Annotated in this window: 19 protein-coding genes, 2 tRNA genes and 2 rRNA genes (1 of these 23 only partly in view); 17 read left to right on the forward strand and 6 right to left on the reverse strand. The window is 40.3% G+C overall.

The features are described 5' to 3' along the window. Positions 1-7: 7 nt before the first annotated feature. From EFB00_RS10345 to EFB00_RS10360, 4 genes are all read left to right on the forward strand, one after another. Positions 8-1,099: a GH25 family lysozyme gene (locus EFB00_RS10345; protein ID WP_122646729.1), complete on the forward strand. Its 1,092-nt coding sequence runs from the start codon at positions 8-10 to the stop codon at positions 1,097-1,099. A gap of 189 nt (positions 1,100-1,288) precedes the next feature. Further along, positions 1,289-1,864: a DUF6932 family protein gene (locus EFB00_RS10350; protein WP_122646730.1), complete on the forward strand. Its 576-nt coding sequence runs from the start codon at positions 1,289-1,291 to the stop codon at positions 1,862-1,864. Beyond that, a complete protein-coding gene (locus EFB00_RS10355; protein ID WP_122646731.1) occupies positions 1,861-2,751 on the forward strand; it encodes a hypothetical protein in 891 nt (296 codons plus the stop codon). The genes EFB00_RS10350 and EFB00_RS10355 overlap by 4 nt, the downstream gene beginning before the upstream one ends. A gap of 233 nt (positions 2,752-2,984) precedes the next feature. Beyond that, positions 2,985-3,671: a DNA-directed RNA polymerase subunit omega gene (locus tag EFB00_RS10360; RefSeq protein WP_122646732.1), complete on the forward strand. Its 687-nt coding sequence runs from the start codon at positions 2,985-2,987 to the stop codon at positions 3,669-3,671. A gap of 354 nt (positions 3,672-4,025) precedes the next feature. On the opposite strand, the gene EFB00_RS13665 is transcribed toward EFB00_RS10360, so the two are convergent. The 5 genes from EFB00_RS13665 to EFB00_RS10385 form a co-directional block, all read right to left on the reverse strand. Next, a complete protein-coding gene (locus tag EFB00_RS13665) occupies positions 4,026-4,283 on the reverse strand; it encodes a hypothetical protein (protein WP_122646733.1) in 258 nt (85 codons plus the stop codon). Between the two features lie 10 nt (positions 4,284-4,293). Then, positions 4,294-4,653 (reverse strand): hypothetical protein, encoded by a 360-nt coding sequence (locus EFB00_RS10370; protein WP_122646734.1) that lies wholly within the window; start codon positions 4,651-4,653, stop codon positions 4,294-4,296. 1 nt (position 4,654) lies between these two features. Beyond that, a complete protein-coding gene (locus EFB00_RS10375) occupies positions 4,655-4,966 on the reverse strand; it encodes a hypothetical protein (protein WP_122646735.1) in 312 nt (103 codons plus the stop codon). 286 nt (positions 4,967-5,252) lie between these two features. Further along, positions 5,253-5,340: transfer RNA gene (locus EFB00_RS10380), tRNA-Ser, on the reverse strand. A 416-nt stretch (positions 5,341-5,756) separates the two neighbouring features. Next, positions 5,757-6,560, reverse strand: a complete 804-nt coding sequence (locus EFB00_RS10385; RefSeq protein WP_122646736.1) for a Cof-type HAD-IIB family hydrolase — start codon at positions 6,558-6,560, stop codon at positions 5,757-5,759. A gap of 260 nt (positions 6,561-6,820) precedes the next feature. On the opposite strand from EFB00_RS10385, the gene EFB00_RS10390 reads away from it, so the two are divergent. Then, complete coding sequence (locus tag EFB00_RS10390; RefSeq protein ID WP_122646737.1) at positions 6,821-8,257, forward strand: NCS2 family permease; 1,437 nt, start codon at positions 6,821-6,823, stop codon at positions 8,255-8,257. A gap of 172 nt (positions 8,258-8,429) precedes the next feature. Beyond that, positions 8,430-9,626 carry a multidrug efflux MFS transporter gene (locus tag EFB00_RS10395; protein WP_122646738.1) on the forward strand — a complete coding sequence of 399 codons (1,197 nt, stop codon included), beginning with the start codon at positions 8,430-8,432 and terminating at the stop codon, positions 9,624-9,626. A 104-nt stretch (positions 9,627-9,730) separates the two neighbouring features. Here the strand turns inward: EFB00_RS10395 and EFB00_RS10400 are convergent, their stop codons facing one another. Next, positions 9,731-9,913: a DUF2929 family protein gene (locus EFB00_RS10400; RefSeq protein ID WP_122646739.1), complete on the reverse strand. Its 183-nt coding sequence runs from the start codon at positions 9,911-9,913 to the stop codon at positions 9,731-9,733. A 108-nt stretch (positions 9,914-10,021) separates the two neighbouring features. Here EFB00_RS10400 and dnaE point away from each other — a divergent pair, with 108 nt between their 5' ends. From dnaE to EFB00_RS10455, 11 genes are all read left to right on the forward strand, one after another. Beyond that, positions 10,022-13,342 carry a DNA polymerase III subunit alpha gene (gene dnaE, locus EFB00_RS10405; protein WP_122646740.1) on the forward strand — a complete coding sequence of 1,107 codons (3,321 nt, stop codon included), beginning with the start codon at positions 10,022-10,024 and terminating at the stop codon, positions 13,340-13,342. Between the two features lie 168 nt (positions 13,343-13,510). Further along, positions 13,511-14,473 (forward strand): 6-phosphofructokinase, encoded by a 963-nt coding sequence (gene pfkA, locus EFB00_RS10410; RefSeq protein WP_122646741.1) that lies wholly within the window; start codon positions 13,511-13,513, stop codon positions 14,471-14,473. Positions 14,474-14,544: 71 nt separating this feature from the next. Then, positions 14,545-16,311, forward strand: a complete 1,767-nt coding sequence (pyk, locus tag EFB00_RS10415; protein WP_122646742.1) for a pyruvate kinase — start codon at positions 14,545-14,547, stop codon at positions 16,309-16,311. 234 nt (positions 16,312-16,545) lie between these two features. After that, the gene (locus EFB00_RS10420; RefSeq protein ID WP_122646743.1) at positions 16,546-17,109 is read left to right on the forward strand and encodes a YceD family protein; all 564 of its coding nucleotides are present in this window, start codon (positions 16,546-16,548) and stop codon (positions 17,107-17,109) included. Positions 17,110-17,168: 59 nt separating this feature from the next. Further along, positions 17,169-17,348, forward strand: a complete 180-nt coding sequence (gene rpmF / locus EFB00_RS10425; RefSeq protein WP_122646744.1) for a 50S ribosomal protein L32 — start codon at positions 17,169-17,171, stop codon at positions 17,346-17,348. Between the two features lie 165 nt (positions 17,349-17,513). Continuing rightward, entirely contained in the window at positions 17,514-18,935 is a 1,422-nt protein-coding gene (gene gndA, locus EFB00_RS10430) for an NADP-dependent phosphogluconate dehydrogenase (protein WP_122646745.1), read from the forward strand. Between the two features lie 152 nt (positions 18,936-19,087). Continuing rightward, positions 19,088-19,774, forward strand: a complete 687-nt coding sequence (locus EFB00_RS10435) for a response regulator transcription factor (protein ID WP_005875038.1) — start codon at positions 19,088-19,090, stop codon at positions 19,772-19,774. Beyond that, positions 19,771-21,273, forward strand: coding sequence for a HAMP domain-containing sensor histidine kinase (locus EFB00_RS10440; RefSeq protein ID WP_122646746.1), 1,503 nt, complete (start codon positions 19,771-19,773; stop codon positions 21,271-21,273). The genes EFB00_RS10435 and EFB00_RS10440 overlap by 4 nt, the downstream gene beginning before the upstream one ends. Before the next feature lie 724 nt (positions 21,274-21,997). Beyond that, positions 21,998-23,557: ribosomal RNA gene (locus EFB00_RS10445) — 16S ribosomal RNA — on the forward strand. Between the two features lie 80 nt (positions 23,558-23,637). Beyond that, a tRNA-Ala gene (locus tag EFB00_RS10450) sits at positions 23,638-23,710 on the forward strand. Between the two features lie 179 nt (positions 23,711-23,889). Further along, positions 23,890-24,589, forward strand: a 23S ribosomal RNA gene (locus EFB00_RS10455) (it continues 2,215 nt past the right edge of the window). The 16S and 23S rRNA genes sit together here with 1 tRNA gene alongside, the layout of an rRNA operon.

The raw sequence follows: 24,589 nt of genomic DNA on the forward strand, positions 1-24,589 counted from the left end.
AAAAAATATGAGTATCCCAACACCAGTGATTTTAGATATCAGTGAGTGGCAGCCACCAGCTTCGATAAACTATGACAAGTTGGCCAAAGCGGTTGACGGCGTGATCATCCGTATCCAATATGGATCAAACTATATTGACAAACACTATAAGACCCATATTAATGAGTTTAAAAAAAGAGGTGTGCCGATTGCTGTCTACGCCTGGGTCCGAGGCTCCTCCTATTCTGACATGGAGACAGAAGCGAAAGACTTTTACAATCGTGCAAAAGCCTACAATCCAACCTTTTGGTGGCTTGATGTAGAAGAAAAATCGATGAGCGACATGCGTGGTGGCGTAGAGAAATATCGAGCTAAACTAAAATCCCTTGGGGCTAAAAAAGTCGGTGTGTATGTGGCTAATCATCTATATGCATCATTTAATTTAGATACTGCTAAATTTGATGGTATTTGGATTCCAACCTATGGGAGTAATAATGGGCAATACAACGGATCAAATCCAACTGCCACATCTAACTACGATATCCATCAATACACCTCAAATGGCAAATTGAATGGATATAATGGGCCGCTTGATTTAAACCGCATCGTTCGAAAAGGGTTCGACTATTTCTTCGGCGGAGCAAACTCTAGCGAGTCTAATTCAGGCAATAGCAATTCATCTTCATCCGGAGCAAAATATTCCACTTCAGGTAAAACCATTTACAAGATGGCTGAAGATGTAAAAAATGGAAAAGCCGGAAATGGAGATACACGCAAGAAAAATCTTGGGAACTACTATAACGGAGTGCAGGCGGTAGTTAACTATCATGCAGGTGGATCAAACAAGGCAGCTGCTATGAATGTACTAGCCAAAGAAACACTGGCCGGCAAATATGGAAACGGCGACGCTCGTAAGAAAGTCCTTGGCAACTACTATGACGAGGTGCAAGCTATCATCAACAAAGAATCTGCGCCTGCTAAAACCTATACTGTTAAATCCGGCGACACACTGAGCAGAATCGGAACTAAGCTTGGCGTTAACTGGAAGACTCTAGCTTCTAAGAACGGAATCAAAGGACCAGCTTACACAATTTATCCTGGTCAAAAAATTAAATACTAATAACAAAACCCTCTTACTCAGGATCGAGTAGGAGGGTTATTTTTGTTGAAATGCAAACTGATGTTTGGTATAATTGCTACATAATCCTCAATAGATTATATCTGCTATAGGAAGTCTTAGAAAACGCTTGTTTTTGAGGCTTCCTTTTGGTTTAATTTAGATAGCAGGTGTGAGAAGAGAGGATAATATATGGTTTTAAATCAAGAGTTTGAAAAAAGGGCAATTGCATTCGATGCTAATGGTAACTATATTCCAGGGATTCATCAAGTAACAATGCAAGAGTTTGAAGAGCTTTTTATAAAAAATATGCCGCAGTCATCAACTAGAAAAAGAAATTTAGATGGGTTGAGAAACTTTTTTGATAGTGATATCATGAATCATTGCCAACAAGCGATTACCAAAATTTGGATAGACGGAAGCTTTTGTACAAATAAAGAAAATCCTAATGATATTGACGGGGTCATTTTTTTGGATCCTCATCCATCAAAACTTGAAATTACCAATAATTTCTTAAGTCGCTTCAATGAGTGGCATTTTTTAGCACACGAAAAATTCTACTCAGACTTATACCCCATTTACGACGTAGGGGTAATCACTCCAAACATAGACGATTATTTGTCTATTATGCCTAGAGAGGATGTTCATGGACTTATTCAACAGTTTGACCATGACATGAAGTACTGGATGGGACAATTTTCTTTTGATAGGAATAGAAACCCCAAAGGAATTTTTGAGATAATAACTGATGGAGGTGTCCTAAGTTGAATCCAAAAACGAAAAAAACGGTCACTCAAATGTATTACGAATCTTCAAAATACATTGATGACGCAATAAATTATTTTGAAAAGCAAAAAAAAGACTTTAATAGGCCTATTATTAAAATAGAGACCGACTTAATTAGTGGGGCTATTGGTTTAGAGTCATTATCTACAATTATAGAAGGTCTTCAAAATACTTTTACTTCAGCAATTAACAACATAATGGGAAATGGATCTTCTGTTGGTAAGATACCTACTTACGTGAAAAATCTATCTAAGTTAGCCATATCTGAAGTGGAAGCAGGATCTTTTATTATAAAATTAGGAACTCAAGAACATCTAAAGGAAGAACCAATTCAATTGTCTTTTGTAGAGTCAGAAGAAGAAAAATTGCAGATTCTAGAAGAGTTAATATATAGAATCAGTTCAATTGAGGAAAATGATTTCGAAGAATTAAAAAATAAGTTTGGAAATAGAACTGTAATCAGTTCTAGAAAGTGGTTTGATCAATTAGCAAAAGATGAGGTTTCATTTAAATATAAAAAGCGTATGTCAAATGAAAAATACGAATTCAATCACAGCAAAATAGTAGATATTGCTAACAAACTTTCCAATGTAGTCTTAAAAGAAGAAAATGATACAATTCTTATTATGGGAAAATTAGTATCGTATCAACTAAATAATAATAAGATTAGTTTGGATACTGGCGAAGAAGAAATTACAATAAAAATATTAGATGACTCGCTTGAAAAGCATGAAGTAGTAGTAAATTCCTTCTATTCTTTAAGAGTAGATAGAAAGCAGGTAATAGATAATTTTGATCGAATTAACTATGAGTATTCCATTCCTACAATTGAAGAAACAGAATTAGTTAGCAAAGACAATCAAGGCTAAAATGAAAAAGACCCTAGCGAAAGCTAAGGTCTTTTTTTGGTCACGTGCTCACACTTGCATAGTATTTTTTATGGTATCGGTTACTGATTTTTTAAACACAACTTTTTTATAATATGTAAGTATACATTAAAATTTAATTATAAATAAACAACGATATTGAAAAATAATAGATAAAACTCTATTATATAAGAGTGGCTATGTCGCTTTTATATATGGAAGGAGAAAATTGAATAATGAAAAAGAAAAAATATGTAATCGGGACACTCATCGTTGTACTAACATTTATTGGTTTAACTGGTAAAAGTTATGCAGATAGCATTTTAAAATGGGGTGGGGAAGATCATATTTCTACCATCAATAGTAACTTAGACAAGTTGAGTAACTTACTATCAGTCAAGGAACAGAAAATCGCACAATTATCCAATGAATCAACTAGTACACAGAACCAATTAAATCAGCTTCAAAAAGATATTGACGGTTATCGGCAACAGTTAGAGAATTTAAAAAATGAAAATAATCAACTAGCTGGAGAAAAAACTAGTTTAGAATCTCAATTAAATAGTAAAAATGGAGAGTTACAATCTAAACAGCAAGAAATTGCGGACAAATTGAAAGAAATTGATCAAAAAAATCAAGAGATCAATCAGAAAAATCAAGAATGGAATTCTAAACTGCAAGAAGCATTAAATCAAGCGAATGATCTGCGAAATACCATTAATTCACTAAATAACCAAATCAACACATTAAACAGTGAAAAGAATTCTTTACAAGCAGAGCTCGATTCTACTAAACAGCAGTTAGCAAATGCAACTAAAGAAAATTCTGATTTAAAAGCGTATATTGATAAATTAAACAAAGCTAACCAAGATGTAAAAGACATAGCGAACAAGTCCCAACAATTAGTCGACCAACATAAATAAATTAAAAAAGATCTTAGCGTAGGTAGGCTAAGATCTTTTTTATTGCACATGTAAGCGTTACATTGTATAATAAAACCAATCCAAGAAAATCTTTATTTTCTGCAAGGAGCATTCGAGTAATCGGGAGCTCTTTTTGTGTTAAAATAGTATAATTCTTGTTGCTGAAACCGTTTTATGCTAAACTGACATTCAGAAACTATCCATTTCTACTCCCTTTTAGGGAGGGCAGGCACCCTGGCGATAGGTGCCTATTTTTTTATTGCGTTGAAACCTAAAAATGATAAACTACTAATTAGAGAGTAGTCCACTCTCGCTTTCTTTTGCCCACTCTTTATCCTACTAGAGAGTGGGTATTTATATTCTCATCATTTCAAACTCCATCATAATCTTCGTCATGCCTACCACTGCATATTTCTTCACTACAAACTGTTTCCTACTATTATATAGTCCCGAAATGACTATCTTAGTATTCTCCGCCACGTCCGCTAGAAACGAGAGGGAGTGTGCAGCAATCAGACAGTTGCAATCGTCTAACTTAAAATAGATGAGCGGTGTCTTGCTCGTCGTGTTTAGTATCTTGATTTTTGTTACGATTCCAGATTTTTTTAACATATAGATCACCTCAGCTTAAATCAGACCATTTCTTTTCCTCAAAAAATTCTACGCTACGTATCTCATCATAATCGACTTTTTGATCTCCGACAAATATCCCTAACTCATCAAAACCTTGAATTTTTCCGACAACATCAGGAGAGTAGAGGCCTTCCTGGTCAACTTCTTCCTTTTGGATAGCAACAGACTTGTTTTTCAGTTTTGCTTCATACAATACACGGTCGATCTCTTCTTTGGTCATGATCTCTTTCGCTGACCACATAACTTCACGTTCTGCTTGTTCTTTCGCAAGCGCTGCCGTGTGTTCGGAAACGAAAAATCCGCTGTCCCATTTTATGATTCCACGATCGCGATATTCTTCTTGACGCATACTAATCAAACTCCAATTCATCGATCGTATCGTTCAGCGATCCGTACATTTCTTTTTCTTCCATATATTTGTCCCAGGCTTCCTCGATATTGGCAGCATACACGGGAGCATCAGGCTTTACTTTGTTATAGACATTTTCTGCTAACTGTTTCCACATGCCTTCAACGGCTCGATTAACTTTTGCTTCGTCCCATCGCTTTTTAGGCGGTCTGTTCTTGTTTTTCTCATTCTGATATTCGGTTGCTTTTGTAATAAATAATTCGTAGCTTGATAATTTTTCTTCTAATAAAAGCTGGAATTCTTTGAATTTCATAATCATCACCTCAGTTAAAATTATACAAACATAAGTTCGTATTTTTAAAGCGAACAAAAGATTAAATTTCAAAACAGTATGCAGCTCTTTTGTTATCTTAAAAATAGTCTAAAAAAATTATTTGAAAGGTATCAAAAAAGTTCGAAGAAATGTCGATGACCAAAATTTGACCAAAACATTTTGGGCTTTTTATGGTTTCTTATGCTTTTTCAAAAAACAAACCCCTGATAAAAGTTGATTTATCAGGGGTTTTAAAAATAAAAATATTTTCTAAAATATACTTATAAGGAGAGTACAGGATTTGAACCTGCGCGCCGGTATTAGCCGGTTCGACGGATTTCGAGTCCGTTGCATTACCACTCTGCCAACTCTCCGTGTCCTTCTCTATTTTCTACTTTTTTGGTTATTTGTCAAGAAAAAATCAAAAAATAGCAGCAGGACAGACAGAAAGTGATCCAAAGAAGATCATGATACTGGCAGTCGTCAGGTTCAGTAGGGGAGCTTTTTAAAGTTATCGTCACAGATTATTTTCCTGATCATCCTTATCCAGTAAATTTTGTGATTGAGGTTTGTTGAATAAACGAAACATCAGAAATGTACATAAAAAAATCAAAAAAATTAATTGTAGGAAAGTTATCATCGTTCTCATCCTTTCAAGTAATTAGTATAAGAATAAGATACGAGACATAGCTAAAAGAAACCTTAAAGCAGGCGGAAATTCCATAAAAAAATCCGTAAGGGAACTTCTCTGCTAACTGCAGATTCTCTCTTACGGACCCGTGGTATTTTTTTAAATCGCTAAATGAGTTTCAAGATAATCAGCCAAACCATCATCATCATTGGTTTTTTCAGTTACATCATTGGAAATCGCTTTGGCAGCGTCTGTCCCGTTGGCCATTGCTACGCCCCAACCGGCATAATCCAACATTTCCAAATCGTTATGCTCATCACCAAATGCGATCACATCTTTTTGATCGATCCCCAGTGATTTTGCAACGATCGAAACCCCATGCGCTTTTTGGATGCCTTTTGCAACCACTTCTAAAATGGCGTTAGGACCACCCCAAGTTCGCACATCTACATAATCTGCAAATTGTTGGTTCAGACTTTGAGCCACTTCTGAGGCAAATTCATTTTTTGTTTGAATCAGCATAGAAGTAGGATTCGTTTTTAAATTACTCAGCAGATTTTTTTCAGTAGCTTTGTCAGTAGCGAAAAAATTCGGATTGAAGAAGTTTAAATCATCAATGTAGAAAGTCTCGCGATTTTCAGCGGCGACGAAATCCAGATTCAATCGTTGTTTTTGAGCCAAAATTTCAAAAACGATCTCACGGTTGATCAGCGTTTCTGATTCCTGAGCCCAGTTTTGATAAGGAAGATGGACCAATGCACCGTTAAAATTGACCATTGGCGTTTTCAAGGCCAACTGTTTGTAAAACATTTCGCTCATGCGGAACGGACGACCCGTTGCGATGCTGACGATGTGCCCAGCTTTTGTTGCTTTGCTTAAGACCTCTTGTGTACGTTGGGTGATTTGTGAAGCGGCATTTAATGTGGTTCCATCTAAATCGATTGCGATTAATTTCTTTTTCATAAAAACACTCCTTACAGTATGTACGCTTTTTAAGTGTATCACAGTTCGAAACTTTAACAAAACTCTTGGAATGAAAGGCAAAAAAATTTAAAATATTTTAGATAATAGGTAAAACACGAACAATGAAAAGTAATTTACTGTTTAATTTTAATAAAACGTTGTTTGTAGTGTACATTATACTTATAATCACTAATTGTAAAGACAAAAAGCGAAAGATATTCGGTTTTTGATGATAAAAATTAGGGAGTGGAAAAAGCTACATGGATAAGTTTTTCAAATTAAAGGAAAACAACACAACAGTTTCAACAGAAATAATGGCGGGGTTAACAACATTTTTCGCGATGAGTTACATTCTTTTCGTGAATCCGTCTATTTTATCCGCATCAGGGATGCCGTTTCAGGCAGTCTTTCTAGCAACGATCATCGCTTCAGTGATCGGGACATTAGTAATGGGACTTTTTGCAAATGTTCCTTACGCATTAGCACCAGGAATGGGATTGAATGCCTTTTTCACATTTACCGTAGTTTTTGGTCTGGGGTATACTTGGCAGCAAGCATTAGCGATGGTATTCATCTGTGGACTTATCAATATTTTTATTACAGTGACCAAAATCCGTAAATTGATCATTCATGCGATTCCTGAAAGCATGCAGCATGCGATCGGTGGCGGGATCGGGATCTTTGTCGCTTATGTAGGTTTGAAAAACGCGAATCTATTAAGCTTCAGCGCAGATTCAGGAACGATTTTGTCCAGCGTAGTAGAAGATGGCAAAGCGACAAATGTATCTATGAACGGCGGGATCGTTCCAGCGTTGGCGAATTTCAATAGCGCTCCGATTCTTTTGGCGGTCATCGCTCTTGTATTGACGACGATTTTAGTCGTTAAAAACGTTCGCGGCGGGATCTTGATCGGGATCATCGTTACTACGATCATCGGCGTGTTTATGGGCGTTGTGGATCTGCAGTCGATCGACTGGCATGAAAATTCTTTAGGAAGTTCGATACAGGAATTAGGAACAACATTTGGGGCAGCCTTTGGTTCGGAAGGAATGCAATCATTATTCAGTGATTCATCAAAACTTCCACAAGTTTTGATGACGATCATTGCGTTTAGTCTTTCTGATACATTTGATACGATCGGTACATTCATCGGTACTGGACGACGCACTGGCATCTTCTCTAAAGCAGATGAAGCAGCGTTGGAAGATGGACGCGGCATGGATACAAAAATGGATCGGGCATTGTTTGCCGATGCGATCGCAACATCCATCGGTGCGATTTTTGGGACATCCAATACGACGACTTATGTCGAATCAGCAGCCGGGATCGGCGCAGGCGGACGTACCGGTTTGACTTCGATTGTCGTTGCGGCTTTGTTTGCTCTTAGCAGCTTGATCTCACCACTGATCTCAGTAGTTCCGGCAGAAGCCACAGCACCAGCATTGATTTTAGTAGGTGTAATGATGATGGCTTCCTTTAAAGATATCGATTGGACAGAATTGGAAGAAGCCGTTCCAGCATTTTTCGCTTCTATCTTTATGGGCTTGTGCTATAGCATCTCATACGGGATCGCCGCTGGATTTATTTTCTACACGATCGTAAAAGTCATCAAAGGAAAATTCAACGAGATCTCTCCGATTCTTTGGGTCGTAGATATTTTATTCATCATCAATTTTATTATTTTGGCTGTTCTTTAAAAGTATTTTCTATACTTTAGAAAAATAGCTGATGTACCGCAAAAGAAGCGTGACTCTCTGAATTTGGAGGTCACGCTTTTTTTTGAGAATAGATTTTTTCAGAAAAGGGGTGTTGTAGTTTATCTCTTTTCAAAAATAAGTTAATATAGTTAATAGGAAGGAAGGTAATAAAATGAAAATAGATTGGAAGCGAAATTTGATGATCTCGTGGATCGGCTGTTTTTTCACGGGAGCGAGTTTCAGCTTGGTAATGCCCTTTATCCCATTATATATAGAACAATTGGGCACGCCTAAAAACCAAGTAGAATTATTTTCAGGCTTGGCGATCTCAGTCACAGCCTTTGCCTCTGCGGTGGTAGCACCGATTTGGGGAAATTTAGCCGACCGTAAAGGCCGACGTTTGATGATGATTCGTGCGGCTGCAGGGATGACTTTTAGTATGGGCGCATTGGCATTTGTTCCTAATGTATACTGGCTGTTAGGGATGCGTTTTATGACTGGTATCTTATCGGGCTATATTCCAAATGCAACGGCATTGATCGCATCACAAGCACCCAAAGAAAAAAGCGGTTGGGCTCTCGGTACATTAGCGACTGGAGGGATCGCCGGAAGTTTGATCGGACCGTCTATGGGGGGCGCTTTAGCTCAATGGTTCGGGATGCAAAACGTCTTTATCATCACAGGTGTAGTTTTGTTTATTACGATGATCTTGACCGTCTTTTTTGTAAAAGAGAATTTCGTTCCAGTAGAAAAGCACGCGATGCTGACAGTCAAAGAGATCTTCAAACGTGTCGACGATGTGCAAGTATTAGTAGGACTATTTATTACATCATTGATTTTACAAATCGGCGTGACAAGTATCACACCTATTTTAACTTTATACATACGTCAATTGAGCGGTGATACTGAGAATGTATTGTTTATCAGCGGATTGATCGTGTCTATCGCCGGCGTTTCAGCGATCGTGTCTTCACCGGCACTGGGAAAAATCGGTGACAGGATTGGTAATCATAAGGTATTATTAGGCGGTCTGCTGCTATCGTTTCTTTGTTTTATTCCGATGGGATTGGTCAAAACACCATTTCAATTAGGGGTCATGCGTTTTCTTCTAGGATTTTCAACAGGAGCGCTGATGCCGTCCATCAATACATTGATCAGCAAGATCACACCTCCAGAAGGGGTCAGTCGGATATACAGCTATAATCAAATGTTCTCTAATTTTGGACAAGTATTAGGACCGATGATCGGTTCAACGGTCGCTCATGGTTACGGCTACCGTTCTGTGTTCTGGGTGACGAGTGCCTTTGTTTTGGTCAATATTTTCTTATCATTATTCAACTTCCGCAAAATGCTGCGGGTCCGTCTATAAAAAAATACAGCTATACATGGATGAACATCTCTGTTCATGATGTTTTAGATTGTTTATAATGCAAAAAGAGATTGGACAAATTGTCCAATCTCTTTTCAAAAGGATTATTCGTGTGATACTTTTCTTGATGGAGCGACTGTTCCTAATAAAATGACAATTACACCGACAAATAATGAGATCATTGTGGTCAATTTGAAATCATATACGCCTCCCCCAAGAGAACTCCCAAGGTAACCGACAACCTGACCTAAAATAAACGACCAAAATAACGTAACGATATAACGCATCTAGACACCTCTTTTCCAGTGTAGGTTTCTCGATTACAGTGTAACACATTTTTTCAACTTGTAAACATTTCAAGCATTTTCATAAATTATTTTCTCGGAGGCAGTCTTATGAGTTTTCCTCAATTATATACAACGACTTCATACTCTTTGCTGCAAAGTACCATCCAGATACCTCGTCTGGTCCAAGAAGCAAAAACAAAAGGCTATCAAACCATCGGTATTTGTGATCGCAATGTTCTTTCCGGCACGGTGGAATTTTACCAAGCTTGTCAAAAAGAAGGCTTGCAGGCGGTCATTGGGCTGCATTTGGATTATTTTGCGCCTGAACTGGAGGATCAATTTGAGGTCTTACTGTTTGCCAAAAATTTTCTCGGCTACCAAAGGTTGATCCAGCTTTCCAGTAAAAAAATGATCACAGGACAAGTACAATTGGAAGATGTTGAGGGAACGGATGATTTGATCGTCATTTTCCCGGAACATAATGAATTGTCCTTTTTGATGGGAAACGGCGAAGATGCAACGAAACGCTTAGATATATTTCTTCAACTATTCGGGAAAGAAAATCTTTATTACGGAGTTTCATCCCGAGATTTGCAGGAAAATAGTCCTAGTTCTTATAAATGGTGGCAAGAGAATCTTTCACTTTGCGGCATCGAGTCCGTGAAAGCTCTGAGCGTAGATGAGTTGCCGGCGATCACCGTAATGGAACATATCAAAAACGGTACACAGGTAGAAAGTTTCAGTGAGATCATCACCGATGAAAAGACAGGTTATTTGAAAGCAGAAAAAGAAGTCCGTCGTTTTTTTCAAGATGCTGTTGATGGAGAGGCTGGAAAAGAAGCACTGAAAAACGCGGAACTGATTGCTGAAACATGTCATTTTGAATTGCCATTGCAGCAAAAACTTTTACCTCACTACCCATTGACTGGAAAAACTGCGGCAGATTACTTAAAAGAACTCTGCTTTGAAAAATTACCGCAACGGGTAAAAGATCCTGATGAGCGCTACCAGCAACGATTAGACTACGAATTATCGGTGATCCATGAAATGGGGTTTGATGACTATTTCTTGATCGTCTGGGACGTGATGGCGTTCGCTCATCAAGAAAAAATAGTGACTGGCGCGGGACGGGGATCTGCCGCAGGTTCGCTAGTGGCGTATGTGCTGGCGATCACGGATGTCGATCCTATCCAATATCAACTGCTTTTTGAACGCTTTTTAAATCCTGAACGTTATACGATGCCGGATATTGATCTGGATATTCCTGATAACCGTCGTGAAGAAGTACTGCAATATGTGCAAAAAAAATATGGAAAATTCCAAATGGCGCAGATCGCGACCTTTGGAACGATGGCGGCAAAAATGGTCTTAAGGGACGTTGGCAGAGTTTTCGGCTTATCTCAAAGTGAAGCGAATCGCTGGTCCAAAGCAGTCCCTAATGCGTTGAAGATGACATTGGAACGGGCCTATCAAGAGTCTGCGCGTTTGAGAGAGTTGGTCGCAAGCAATGAAAAGAATCAACGTCTGTTTCAAATCGCGAAACTGTTAGAAGGATTGCCCCGTCATGTTTCGACCCATGCTGCTGGTGTCGTTATCAGCGACCAAAACCTGCTGAATTTGATTCCTTTACAAGAAGGTTCTGAAGGGATACTTCTTACACAATTTACTATGAACGATGTGGAGACAGTCGGTCTTTTAAAAATGGACTTCTTGGGTTTGCGAAACTTGTCTATTATCGACCAAACATTGCAGGAGATCCAGCGTTTCAGCGGTGAAGTATTTTCACAAAAAGCGATCCCTCTTGATGATCCTGAAACACTGCGTTTATTCCAAGCAGGCGACACAGCGGGGATTTTTCAATTTGAATCAGCCGGGATTCGCAATGTCTTACGGCGATTAGGACCGGAAAATATTGAAGACATCGCTGCGGTCAATGCGTTGTATCGTCCAGGACCGATGCAGCATATCGATTCTTTTATCAAGCGGAAAAAAGGTTTGGAAAAAGTCCGCTATCCTGATGAAAGTCTGCGACCGATTTTAGCTAATACTTATGGGGTCATGGTCTATCAAGAACAGATCATGCAGGCGGCTTCTGCGATGGCCGGCTTTACACTGGGACAAGCAGATATTTTGCGTCGGGCAATCAGCAAAAAGAAAAAAGCAGTATTGGATGAAGAAAGACGTCATTTTGTCCAAGGAGCTTTGCAAAAAGGACACGATCAAGAAACTGCGGAGAAAGTGTACGACTATATCGAACGTTTCGCGGATTACGGATTCAACCGTTCCCATGCTTTTGCTTATTCGTTTGTCGGCTTTCAAATGGCGTATCTGAAAGTCCATTATCCGGGTCCGTTTTTCTCAGCACTGCTCCACTCGGTTCGACATAATGCCAGCAAGGTAAAAGAATATTTGAACGAAGCAAAAAAAAGACAGATCGAAGTTTTACCTCCTGACATCAATCAGAGCGGGTACAGTTTTCAACTCCAGTCCTTAAAAGTCCTGCGTTTTGGTTTAAGCAGTATCAAAGGTATCCGGCGCGACTTTGTTATGGATATTTTAAATGAACGGCGGGCAAACGGACCTTATAGTTCTTTTGATCAGTTTTTGATCCGCATCGATCCAAAGTGGCGTAAAGAAGATACATTGCGTCCTTTGATCGAAGTTGGCGTATTTGATGAATTAGAACCGCATCGTCGGCAACTGGCATCAGAATTAGAAGGAAAGATCCAGAACATCCAATATAGCGGCGGCAGTTTGGATCTGCTGAACGTAATGACATTAAAAGAGCAAGAGATCCAAGAGTATCGGTTGGACGAAAAGCTGCTTTTGGAAGAAAAGTATCTAGGTGTCTATTTATCAGGGCATCCTGTAGAACAATTTGCCAAACTCCAGAGAGCAAAAGGAGTACGCAATATCACTGAGATCGTCGCTGATCAGAAAGTCCGCTTGCTGCTGTATATTCGAGATATTCGTGAGATCCGTACAAAGCGGGGAGAGCAGATGGCGTTTGTCGAAGGCAATGATCCCAGCGGTGAAATCTCTGTAACGATCTTTCCGGAGTTGTATCGTCAGGTCCGACAGACTTTTGCGGAAAATGATGTCATTTATATCGAAGGCAAATCGGAGATCAGTAAATACAACGGAGAATTGCAGATCATCGCAGATAAAGTCCAACCGGCAAGTCAACTAGAAGCAACGATCTCACAATCCACTTGTTTTTTACGCATCACTAAAGAAAGTGAAGAACAGTTGCTTACGCCGCTTTATCATTTGATCCAAGAAAATCCCGGACCAGTCCCAGTCGTTCTTTATTATGTAGAAAGCGGCAAAAAACGCATTTTAAGTGAGAATTATTGGGTTGGAGAGCAAACTGTTTTCCAAGAAAAGCTGAAAAAACTTTTAGGGGAAGAAAATGTTGTTTTCAAGTGATTTTCAGAAACCTTTTCTATCTATTTTCATTTTTTTGCGAGAAATTGCTCGTATTTCAAGACAAGGACGAAAATTAATGTTAAAATGTTAATCGTGATTAATGCCCCAAAGGTATTACTTAGGGTGACCTAAGAAAAGTACAATTATTTTAATGAGGTGAATGTGTAAATGAAGCGCATCGGAATCTTAACTAGTGGTGGAGATGCCCCAGGGATGAACGCAGCGATTCGTGCTGTGACCCGCAAAGCCATTTATGATGGCATTGAAGTATATGGAATCAACTATGGTTTTGCCGGATTGGTCGCAGGCGATATTCGTCGTTTAGACGTGGCTGATGTTGGCGACAAGATCCAACGCGGCGGTACCTTCTTATATTCTGCGCGTTATCCAGAGTTCGCAACAGAAGAAGGACAACTAAAAGGTATTGAACAATTGAAAAAATTCGGTATCGAAGGTCTTGTAGTTATCGGTGGAGACGGTTCTTACCACGGTGCGATGGCGTTGACAAAACGCGGATTCCCAGCAGTTGGTATCCCAGGAACAATCGACAACGATATCCCAGGAACTGACTTTACGATCGGTTTTGATACAGCGATCAATACTGTTTTAGAATCTATCGACCGTATTCGTGATACAGCGACTTCCCATGTTCGTACATTTGTTATCGAAGTAATGGGACGCGGCGCAGGTGATATCGCATTATGGTCTGGTGTTGCCGGCGGTGCGGATGAAATCATCATCCCAGAACACGAATTTGATATGGCTGCTGTAGCACAACGTATCCGTGAAGGACGCGACCGTGGGAAAAAACATTGCTTGATCGTATTAGCTGAAGGTGTAATGGGCGGAAATGAATTTGCTGAAAAACTTTCAGAATACGGTGACTTCCATACTCGTGTATCTATTTTAGGTCACGTTGTCCGTGGTGGTTCTCCAAGTGCACGAGATCGCGTATTGGCAAGCAAATTTGGTGCTTACGCTGTTGAATTGCTGAAAGAAGGCAAAGGCGGATTATGCATCGGTATCGAAGACAACAAAATGGTTGCCGCTGATATTATCGATACACTTGAAAACAATAAACACAAACCAGATGTTTCCTTGTATGATTTGAACCAACAATTGTCATTCTAATCAGGCAGCATTTAAAGTAGGTAAAAAAGCTTAACGGCTATTTTTAAATAAATGAATAGGAGCGTTCAGTAATGAAAAAAACAAAAATCGTTAGTACTTTAGGACCAGCAAGTAATAGCGTAGAGATCATTTCTCAATTAATCGAATCAGGAGCAAACGTATTCCGTTTCAACTTCTCTCATGGTGACCATGAAGAACAATTAGGACGTATGCAACTTGTACGGGAAGCAGTTCAAAAAACTGGTAAAGATGTAGCAATTCTTTTGGATACAAAAGGTGCTGAAATCCGTACAACTGTACAAGGAACTGAAAACGGAAAAATCCAATTTGCAATCGGCGATGTTGTACGTATCTCTATGGATGCTGAACTAGAAGGTTCAAAAGAAAAAATTGCTGTGACTTATCCTGGATTATTTGACGATGTACATGTAGGCGGCCATGTCTTGTTTGACGATGGATTGATCGACATGAAAATCATCGAAAAAGATGAAACAACAAAAGAACTTGTTACTGAAGTTCAAAATGCCGGTATCCTTGGCTCACGTAAAGGGGTAAATGCTCCTGGCGTATCAATCAGCTTGCCTGGTATTACTGAAAAAGATGCTGACGATATTCGTTTCGGTTTAGACAACGACATCGACTTTATCGCTGCAAGTTTTGTACGTAAAGCACAAGACGTATTAGATATTCGTGAAATTTTAGAAGAAAAAGACATGACTCATGTTCAAATCTTCCCTAAAATCGAATCTCAAGAAGGTATTGACAACATTGATGAAATCATCAAAGTAGCTGACGGTATCATGATCGCTCGTGGGGACATGGGGGTTGAAATCGCTCCTGAATTAGTTCCTATGGTGCAAAAACGCATTATCCAAAAATGTAATGCTGCCGGTAAAGCAGTTATCACAGCTACACAAATGTTGGAATCAATGCAAAAAAATCCTCGTCCAACACGCGCTGAAGCATCTGACGTTGCCAATGCCGTATTTGACGGAACTGACGCAACAATGCTTTCAGGTGAATCTGCAAATGGGGACTACCCAGTAGAAGCAGTTTCTACTATGGCTCGTATCGACCAAGAAGCTGAAAAAGCATTGTCAGAATTAGGCACATTCCAAATCAATGAATTCGATAAAACAGATGTAACAGAAACAATTGGTCTTTCAGTAGCTCGCGCTGCGAAAAACTTAGGTGTTAAAACAATCGTTGCTGCAACTGAATCAGGTTACACAGCAAAAATGATCTCTAAATACCGTCCAAATGCTGACATCTTAGCCGTTACATTCGACGAACGCACAAAACGCGGTTTGATGTTGAACTGGGGTGTTTACCCAACTGTTGCTGAAAAACCAACAACAACAGATGAAATGTTCGAATTAGCTGCTAAAAAAGCAGTTGAACTTGGTTTCGCTGCAGAAGGCGATTTGATCTTGATCACTGCTGGTGTGCCAGTAGGCGAACGCGGAACAACAAACGTAATGAAGATCCAAATGATCGGCTCAAAGCTTCTTGAAGCACAAGGCGTAGGTCAAAAATCTGTTGTAGCAAATGCTGTTGTTGCTCATTCTGCAGAAGAAGCAAACGCAAAAGCAAAAGAAGGAATGGTTTTAGTCGTTCCAACAACTGATAAAGACTACATGCCAGCTTTTGAAAAAGCTGCTGCTGTGATCGTTGAAGAAGGCGGATTGACTTCTCACGCTGCTGTTGTAGGTATCGCTAAAGATATCCCAGTTATCGTGGGTGCAAAAGAAGCAACTTCAACAATCGAAGATGGCGAATTGATCACTGTTGATTCACGTCGTGGTATTGTTTACCGCGGAGAAACAACAGCTATCTAATAGCTTGATTATTAAAGGAGCTTTCAAGTAAGATCCTTAATGGAGAATAAGCGGAACATTGCCTTTCAGGAATGTTTCGCTTTCTTTATATAAGATTGCAGGATGCAAACATAACAATCAATAAACAAAGCTGATACAAGGTTTTACAGTGAAAACAGGTGTCAAGAAAATTTCATTGACAAAGAAAAACAAGCCCTGTATAATAGCTTTTGTTGCTTAGAGGTGATGAAGAAAATGAAATGGTCTTTATGGGAACTAAAAAAACACCAAGAAACACCCTTAGTCTTTTCAGAAACAATCGATCTAAAAAGAGAATTGATGGAAAGAGACAATCAAATACTTGATGTTGCCCCGATAAAGGTTGAAGGTTTGCTGACTGTCAGTGCTTCTGACTATGTCGTGCACTACACTGTCAACACGGTACTTACGGTGCCTTCTTCTAGGAGCTTAGTGCCAGTGGCGTTGCCAATGGATTTGACCGTAGATGAGATCTTCATGACACCGGAGCAGTTTCAACATCGTTCAGAAATGATCTCTGATGAAGATGTCTTGATTTTAGAAACTCAGACATTGGATCTTTTAGAATCAGTGATGGACAACATCCTGTTAGCGATCCCGCTGCAAGTATTATCAGAAGAAGAACAACGCTCAGACGAACTGCCAAAAGGCGAAGACTGGGAAGTTCTTTCAGAAGAAGAATATTTGCGTCAAAAAGAGCTGACAGAACCAACAATCGATCCTCGTCTTGCCAAGTTATCTGAACTATTGGAAAATCCATCAGAAGATGACGAAAAGTAAGATTGGAATAAACAAACAGCGAATCATGCTGTTTTTACTGAACAAGGAGGTGTAACAAAATGGCAGTACCAGCTAGAAGAACTTCTAAAGCGAAAAAAGCAAAACGTCGTACTCATTACAAATTGACTATCAATGGTTTGAACGAATGTCCAAACTGTGGTGAATTAAGAAAAAGCCATCACGTATGTGCAAACTGCGGTTACTATGATGGTAAGGACGTTGCAACAAAAGAAGCATAATTCATTTTTTACAGAAAAATGAACCGAACCCTCAAGACTAACCATGGAGTCTTGGGGGTTTTATACTTTTTATCAAAATTATAAGTATCATTAGTTTAATTGAAGTTTGTTTTAAGCTATAATGAAAAAGATCAAAAGATTTCATTGGAAGTAGGAGGAACTAAAATGTCAAAACAACAAATCGGCGTTGTCGGTATGGCTGTCATGGGTAAAAACTTGGCATTGAATATTGAAAGCCGCGGTTATTCAGTGGCTTTGTTCAATCGCACAGGTTCAAAAACCGAAGCTGTAGTTAACGAACATCCTGATAAAAATTTTAAAGCTACCTATACGATAGAGGAATTTGTGGATTCTATTGAAAAACCACGTCGAATCTTATTGATGGTCAAAGCTGGCGCGGCAACAGACGCAACGATCCAAGAATTACTGCCTCATTTAGATAAAGGCGACATCTTGATCGATGGCGGGAACACATTCTTTAAAGATACAATGCGCCGCAACGAAGAATTAGCCAACTCAGGCATCAACTTTATCGGTACTGGTGTTTCAGGCGGTGAAGAAGGCGCATTGAAGGGACCTTCTATCATGCCTGGTGGGCAAAAAGAAGCCTATGAATTAGTTGCACCGATCTTAGAGCAAATCTCAGCTAAAGCTGAAGACGGCGCTCCATGTGTGACTTATATCGGACCAAACGGAGCTGGACATTACGTAAAAATGGTCCACAATGGGATCGAATACGGCGATATGCAATTGATCGCTGAATCTTACGACTTAATGAAAAACATCTTAGGATTGTCAGTTGATGAGATGGCTGAAATCTTTAAAGAGTGGAATCAAGGCGAACTTGACAGCTACTTGATCGAGATCACTGCCGACATTTTGACTAGAAAAGATGATTTAGGAACTGGCGCGCCGATCGTTGATGTGATCTTAGACGCAGCCGGCAATAAAGGTACCGGAAAATGGACCAGCCAAAGCGCATTAGACTTAGGTGTTCCATTACCATTGATCACTGAATCAGTCTTTGCTCGTTACATCTCTGCTTACAAAGAAGAACGTGTGAACGCAAGCAAAGTATTGCCTAAACCTGATAAATACGAATTTACTGGCGATAAGAAAGAATTGATCGAAAAGATCCGCCAAGCATTATATTTCAGTAAAATCATGAGCTATGCGCAAGGTTTTGCTCAATTGCGTGTTGCTTCGAAAGAATACGATTGGGAATTGCCATTTGGTGAAATTGCGAAGATTTGGCGTGCCGGCTGTATCATCCGTGCACAATTCTTGCAAAAGATCACTGATGCATACGACCGTACACCAGACCTTGAAAATCTATTATTAGATGATTACTTTGTAGAGATCACGAAAAAATACCAACAAGCAGTACGTGAAGTGGTCGCTTTAGCTGTTCAAGCCGGCGTCCCTGTACCAACCTTCTCTTCTGCGATCGCTTATTTCGATTCCTATCGTTCTGATCGTCTGCCAGCCAATATGATCCAAGCACAACGGGATTACTTTGGTGCGCATACTTATGAACGGACAGATCGTGAAGGAATCTTCCATTACAGCTGGTATCACGAAGAATAATCTCTTAAAGAACGAGGTGCCGAAAACTGGGAAGTTTTCGTGTACCTCTTTTTTAATTGTATTTTTCATGATAAAATGACTATAGCATTTTAATATCTAAATAAAAATCAGAGGGTTTTTTAGAATACTAAGAGAGAAGGACTAAAACATAAATGAGTAATATTCTAATCATTGAAGATGAAAAGAACTTGGCGCGTTTTGTAGAATTAGAACTGAAACATGAAGGATATAACGCGGAAGTTCATTACAACGGCCGAACAGGATTGGATGCTGCTTTGAATAATGAGTGGGATGCTATTTTATTAGACCTGATGCTGCCGGAATTGAATGGTCTGGAAGTATGTCGTCGGGTCCGCCAAGTGAAAAATACACCTATCATCATGATGACGGCACGGGACTCTGTTATTGACCGAGTATCCGGATTGGATCATGGGGCAGATGATTATATCGTCAAACCTTTTGCAATCGAAGAATTATTAGCTCGTCTGCGGGCATTATTGCGCCGTATCGATATCGAAGGTGATAAAAACGTCGCAAAACAAACGACCATCACTTATCGCGATTTAACGATCGAAAAGGAAAATCGTGTTGTTCGCCGCGGCTCTGAAGTTATCGAATTGACGAAACGCGAATATGAATTACTATTAACGTTGATGGAAAACGTCAATGTTGTTTTAGCGCGCGACGTATTGCTTAACAAAGTCTGGGGCTACGAAACAGAAGTAGAAACCAACGTCGTGGATGTGTACATCCGTTATCTGCGCAACAAAATCGATGTTCCAGGGGAGGAAAGCTACATCCAAACCGTTCGCGGAACAGGTTATGTGATGCGCTCGTGAAAAAAATAAAAGACAAGATTTCTTCGAAAGGACTAAAAGGCCCATCTTTAACAATCAAATGGGCTTTTGCTAGTTCTTTCTTTATCTTTGTTGTTTTTACGATTTTTGCGGTGATCACCTATAAGTCTTCCGTCAATCTGATCGTAGCTAAAGAAAGAAAGAACATCGGACAGACGATTTCTAGTGTCGCTTCGCGTTTAGCGAATTCTGACAGCGAATTGACTGTTCTCAATACGTACCGCAGTCTGACTAATAATGACCCTGAAGAAAACAGCCAATATGATCGTACTTCTATCGTAGAAGGCAACCTGATGAAAATCGATCCGTTTATTTCGGAGTTGGGACAGGATGCCCTTAGTCTATACGTTTATAATCTAGAAGAAAAATTGGTGTTTAAGACACACGATGATGACCTCGCGTTGTTCCAAACGACAAGGAAAGATCCAACGATCATTACAGTCAATGGGATTACCGGGTTTTTATCGATTCAACCGATCTATTCGAAAACAACGACAGAAAAAATCGGATATGCACAGACCTTTTATGAATTGTCATCATTTTATGAGATTCGCAGCAAACTTTTGCTGACGCTGATCGTTTTAGAAGTCATCTCATTGATTTTAAGTAGTATTTTAGGTTTTTTCCTATCAGCATACTTCCTGAAACCTTTAAAAGTATTGAGAGATACAATGGATACCGTTCGGAAAAATCCAGAATCTGATGCCCATATGCCTGAGATCAATACAAATGACGAACTGACCGATTTAGCTGAGATTTTTAATGAAATGCTGGATCGCATGCGGACCTACATCGAACAACAAAAACAATTTGTAGAAGATGTATCTCATGAATTGCGTACGCCTGTAGCGATCATGGAAGGACATCTGAGCTTGTTGCAACGATGGGGGAAAGATGATCCAGAAGTATTAGAAGAGTCGTTGGCCGCCAGCGTCCAAGAATTGAGCCGCATGAAGAGTTTGGTCCAAGAGATGCTGGACCTTTCCCGAGCGGAACAAGTAGACATCCAATACACCCACGAAACCACGCATGCTAAAGAAGTTACTTATCAAGTATACAATAATTTTAAAATGCTCTATCCAGAGTTTACATTTACGTTAGATGATGATCTTTCTGATGAAGTTACTTTAAGTATCTATCGAAACCACTTCGAACAGATTATTATTATCATTTTGGATAATGCCGTGAAATACTCCACCGATCGGAAAGAAGTTCATATTTCGATTTCCACGCAAGGAAAAGATTTTGAGCTTGCCATCCAAGATTTTGGTGAAGGGGTCTCTGAAGAGGATCTAGATAAGATCTTTAACCGTTTTTATCGCGTAGATAAAGCTCGTGCACGCACGAAAGGCGGTAATGGTTTAGGCTTGTCGATCGCTAAACAACTTTTAGCAAGCTACAAAGGACGCATTGCAGCGGAAAGTGTAATCGGACAAGGAACGATTTTTAGAATCTTTATCCCGATCCATCAAGAAAAATAGGCTAAAAAGTCAAAATGCTCCAATGGAAAGATACCTTTTTCCGTTGGAGCATTTTAGTTTTATTGAATGAATAAGAAGAAAAGCTGAAGTGAAGGTAGTTTTTACGAATAAAAAATACGAATGATCGTGTTCTTTTAAAAGATAATGTTTGATATTTTGTTTGAAATCAAGAGGTTTTTATAGAGTTCGTTCCATATAATTCGTCTTATAAAAAAAACAAAATTCTTTCTACTTTTTTGTTGATTTTTATGAATATCCTTGCTATATTATTAAATGTTCCAACGATAAGGAACACCGAAATTATCACTGAATATTTTTTAAAAATCTTATTGACTAATAAAAAATATCATGGTAATATAACAAAGTCGTCAAATTACTAAAGGAATAAAATACTGATACAGCAAGAAAATTTCTTTTAAAAAGTAGTTGACAAATAACAATAAACTTGATAAACTAATCAAGTCGCTGACAAACAACTTTGAAATATTTCGCTTCTCGAGTTTCTGACTCTTGCGAAAAAAATCAAAAAAAGAGTTGACAAACACTTGTCGCTCTGGTATGATTAAAAAGTTGCTGAAACAGCACAGTAGACCTTTGAAAACTGTACAAAGCAAGCAAACGAACCAAATGTGTAGGGCGCTTCTTTCAAGAAGCAAAATACATGCAAGCAATAGCTAGCAAATCAATTCAATGAGCTTAACGATCATTTGATCGTTTCCAAACTTTTTATGAGAGTTTGATCCTGGCTCAGGACGAACGCTGGCGGCGTGCCTAATACATGCAAGTCGAACGCTTCTTTTTCCACCGAGACTTGTCTCATCGGAAAAAGAGGAGTGGCGAACGGGTGAGTAACACGTGGGTAACCTACCCATCAGAAGGGGATAACACTTGGAAACAGGTGCTAATACCGTATAACAATGTTCTTCGCATGAAGGATATTTGAAAGGCGCTTTTGCGTCACTGATGGATGGACCCGCGGTGCATTAGCTAGTTGGTGAGGTAACGGCTCACCAAGGCCACGATGCATAGCCGACCTGAGAGGGTGATCGGCCACACTGGGACTGAGACACGGCCCAGACTCCTACGGGAGGCAGCAGTAGGGAATCTTCGGCAATGGACGAAAGTCTGACCGAGCAACGCCGCGTGAGTGAAGAAGGTTTTCGGATCGTAAAACTCTGTTGTTAGAGAAGAACAAGGATGAGAGTAAAATGTTCATCCCTTGACGGTATCTAACCAGAAAGCCACGGCTAACTACGTGCCAGCAGCCGCGGTAATACGTAGGTGGCAAGCGTTGTCCGGATTTATTGGGCGTAAAGCGAGCGCAGGCGGTTTCTTAAGTCTGATGTGAAAGCCCCCGGCTTAACCGGGGAGGGTCATTGGAAACTGGGAGACTTGAGTGCAGAAGAGGAGAGTGGAATTCCATGTGTAGCGGTGAAATGCGTAGATATATGGAGGAACACCAGTGGCGAAGGCGGCTCTCTGGTCTGTAACTGACGCTGAGGCTCGAAAGCGTGGGGAGCAAACAGGATTAGATACCCTGGTAGTCCACGCCGTAAACGATGAGTGCTAAGTGTTGGAGGGTTTCCGCCCTTCAGTGCTGCAGCAAACGCATTAAGCACTCCGCCTGGGGAGTACGACCGCAAGGTTGAAACTCAAAGGAATTGACGGGGGCCCGCACAAGCGGTGGAGCATGTGGTTTAATTCGAAGCAACGCGAAGAACCTTACCAGGTCTTGACATCCTTTGACCACTCTAGAGATAGAGCTTTCCCTTCGGGGACAAAGTGACAGGTGGTGCATGGTTGTCGTCAGCTCGTGTCGTGAGATGTTGGGTTAAGTCCCGCAACGAGCGCAACCCTTATTGTTAGTTGCCATCATTTAGTTGGGCACTCTAGCGAGACTGCCGGTGACAAACCGGAGGAAGGTGGGGATGACGTCAAATCATCATGCCCCTTATGACCTGGGCTACACACGTGCTACAATGGGAAGTACAACGAGTCGCGAAGTCGCGAGGCTAAGCTAATCTCTTAAAGCTTCTCTCAGTTCGGATTGTAGGCTGCAACTCGCCTACATGAAGCCGGAATCGCTAGTAATCGCGGATCAGCACGCCGCGGTGAATACGTTCCCGGGCCTTGTACACACCGCCCGTCACACCACGAGAGTTTGTAACACCCGAAGTCGGTGAGGTAACCTTTTTGGAGCCAGCCGCCTAAGGTGGGATAGATGATTGGGGTGAAGTCGTAACAAGGTAGCCGTATCGGAAGGTGCGGCTGGATCACCTCCTTTCTAAGGAAATTATTACGGAAACTTACACATCGTTTGCCTTTGTTCAGTTTTGAGAGGTCTACTCTTAATTAAATACCCCCGGGGCCTTAGCTCAGCTGGGAGAGCGCCTGCTTTGCACGCAGGAGGTCAGCGGTTCGATCCCGCTAGGCTCCATTAACGACATTAGTCGTTAACCTTGTTCATTGAAAACTGGATATTTGAAGAAAAGAATCAAAACAAACCGAGAACACCGCGTTGAAAAGAGTTTTTTAAGAAGTTTTTTCAAAGCTTATTCTTGAGTACGCCTCTATCGCTAGAGAAACGACTCAAAACCCAACCGCAAGGTTGTATTAGGTTAAGTGAATAAGGGCGCACGGTGGATGCCTTGGCACTAGGAGCCGATGAAGGACGGGACTAACACCGATATGCTTTGGGGAGCTGTAAGTAAGCTATGATCCAGAGATTTCCGAATGGGGGAACCCAACATCTTTGATAGGATGTTACGTTTGTGTGAATACATAGCACATTCGAGGTAGACGCAGAGAACTGAAACATCTAAGTACCTGCAGGAAGAGAAAGAAAATTCGATTCCCTGAGTAGCGGCGAGCGAAACGGGAAAAGCCCAAACCAAGATGCTTGCATCTTGGGGTTGTAGGACTCCGATCTGGTAGTTTTTTCAGATAGTCGAAGGACTTGGAAAAGTCCGTCAAAGAGGGTAAAAACCCCGTAGACGAAATTTGGAAAGCACCTAGGAGGATCCTGAGTACGGCGGAACACGAGGAATTCCGTCGGAATCCGGGAGGACCATCTCCCAAGGCTAAATACTCCCTAGTGACCGATAGTGAACCAGTACCGTGAGGGAAAGGTGAAAAGCACCCCGGAAGGGGAGTGAAATAGATCCTGAAACCGTGTGCCTACAACAAGTTAGAGCCCGTTAATGGGTGATAGCGTGCCTTTTGTAGAATGAACCGGCGAGTTACGATTGCATGCGAGGTTAAGTGGAAGAAACGGAGCCGCAGCGAAAGCGAGTCTGAATAGGGCGAATGAGTATGT

The sequence above is a fragment of the Enterococcus mediterraneensis genome (assembly GCF_900604485.1).
Lineage (GTDB): Bacteria > Bacillota > Bacilli > Lactobacillales > Enterococcaceae > Enterococcus_C > Enterococcus_C mediterraneensis.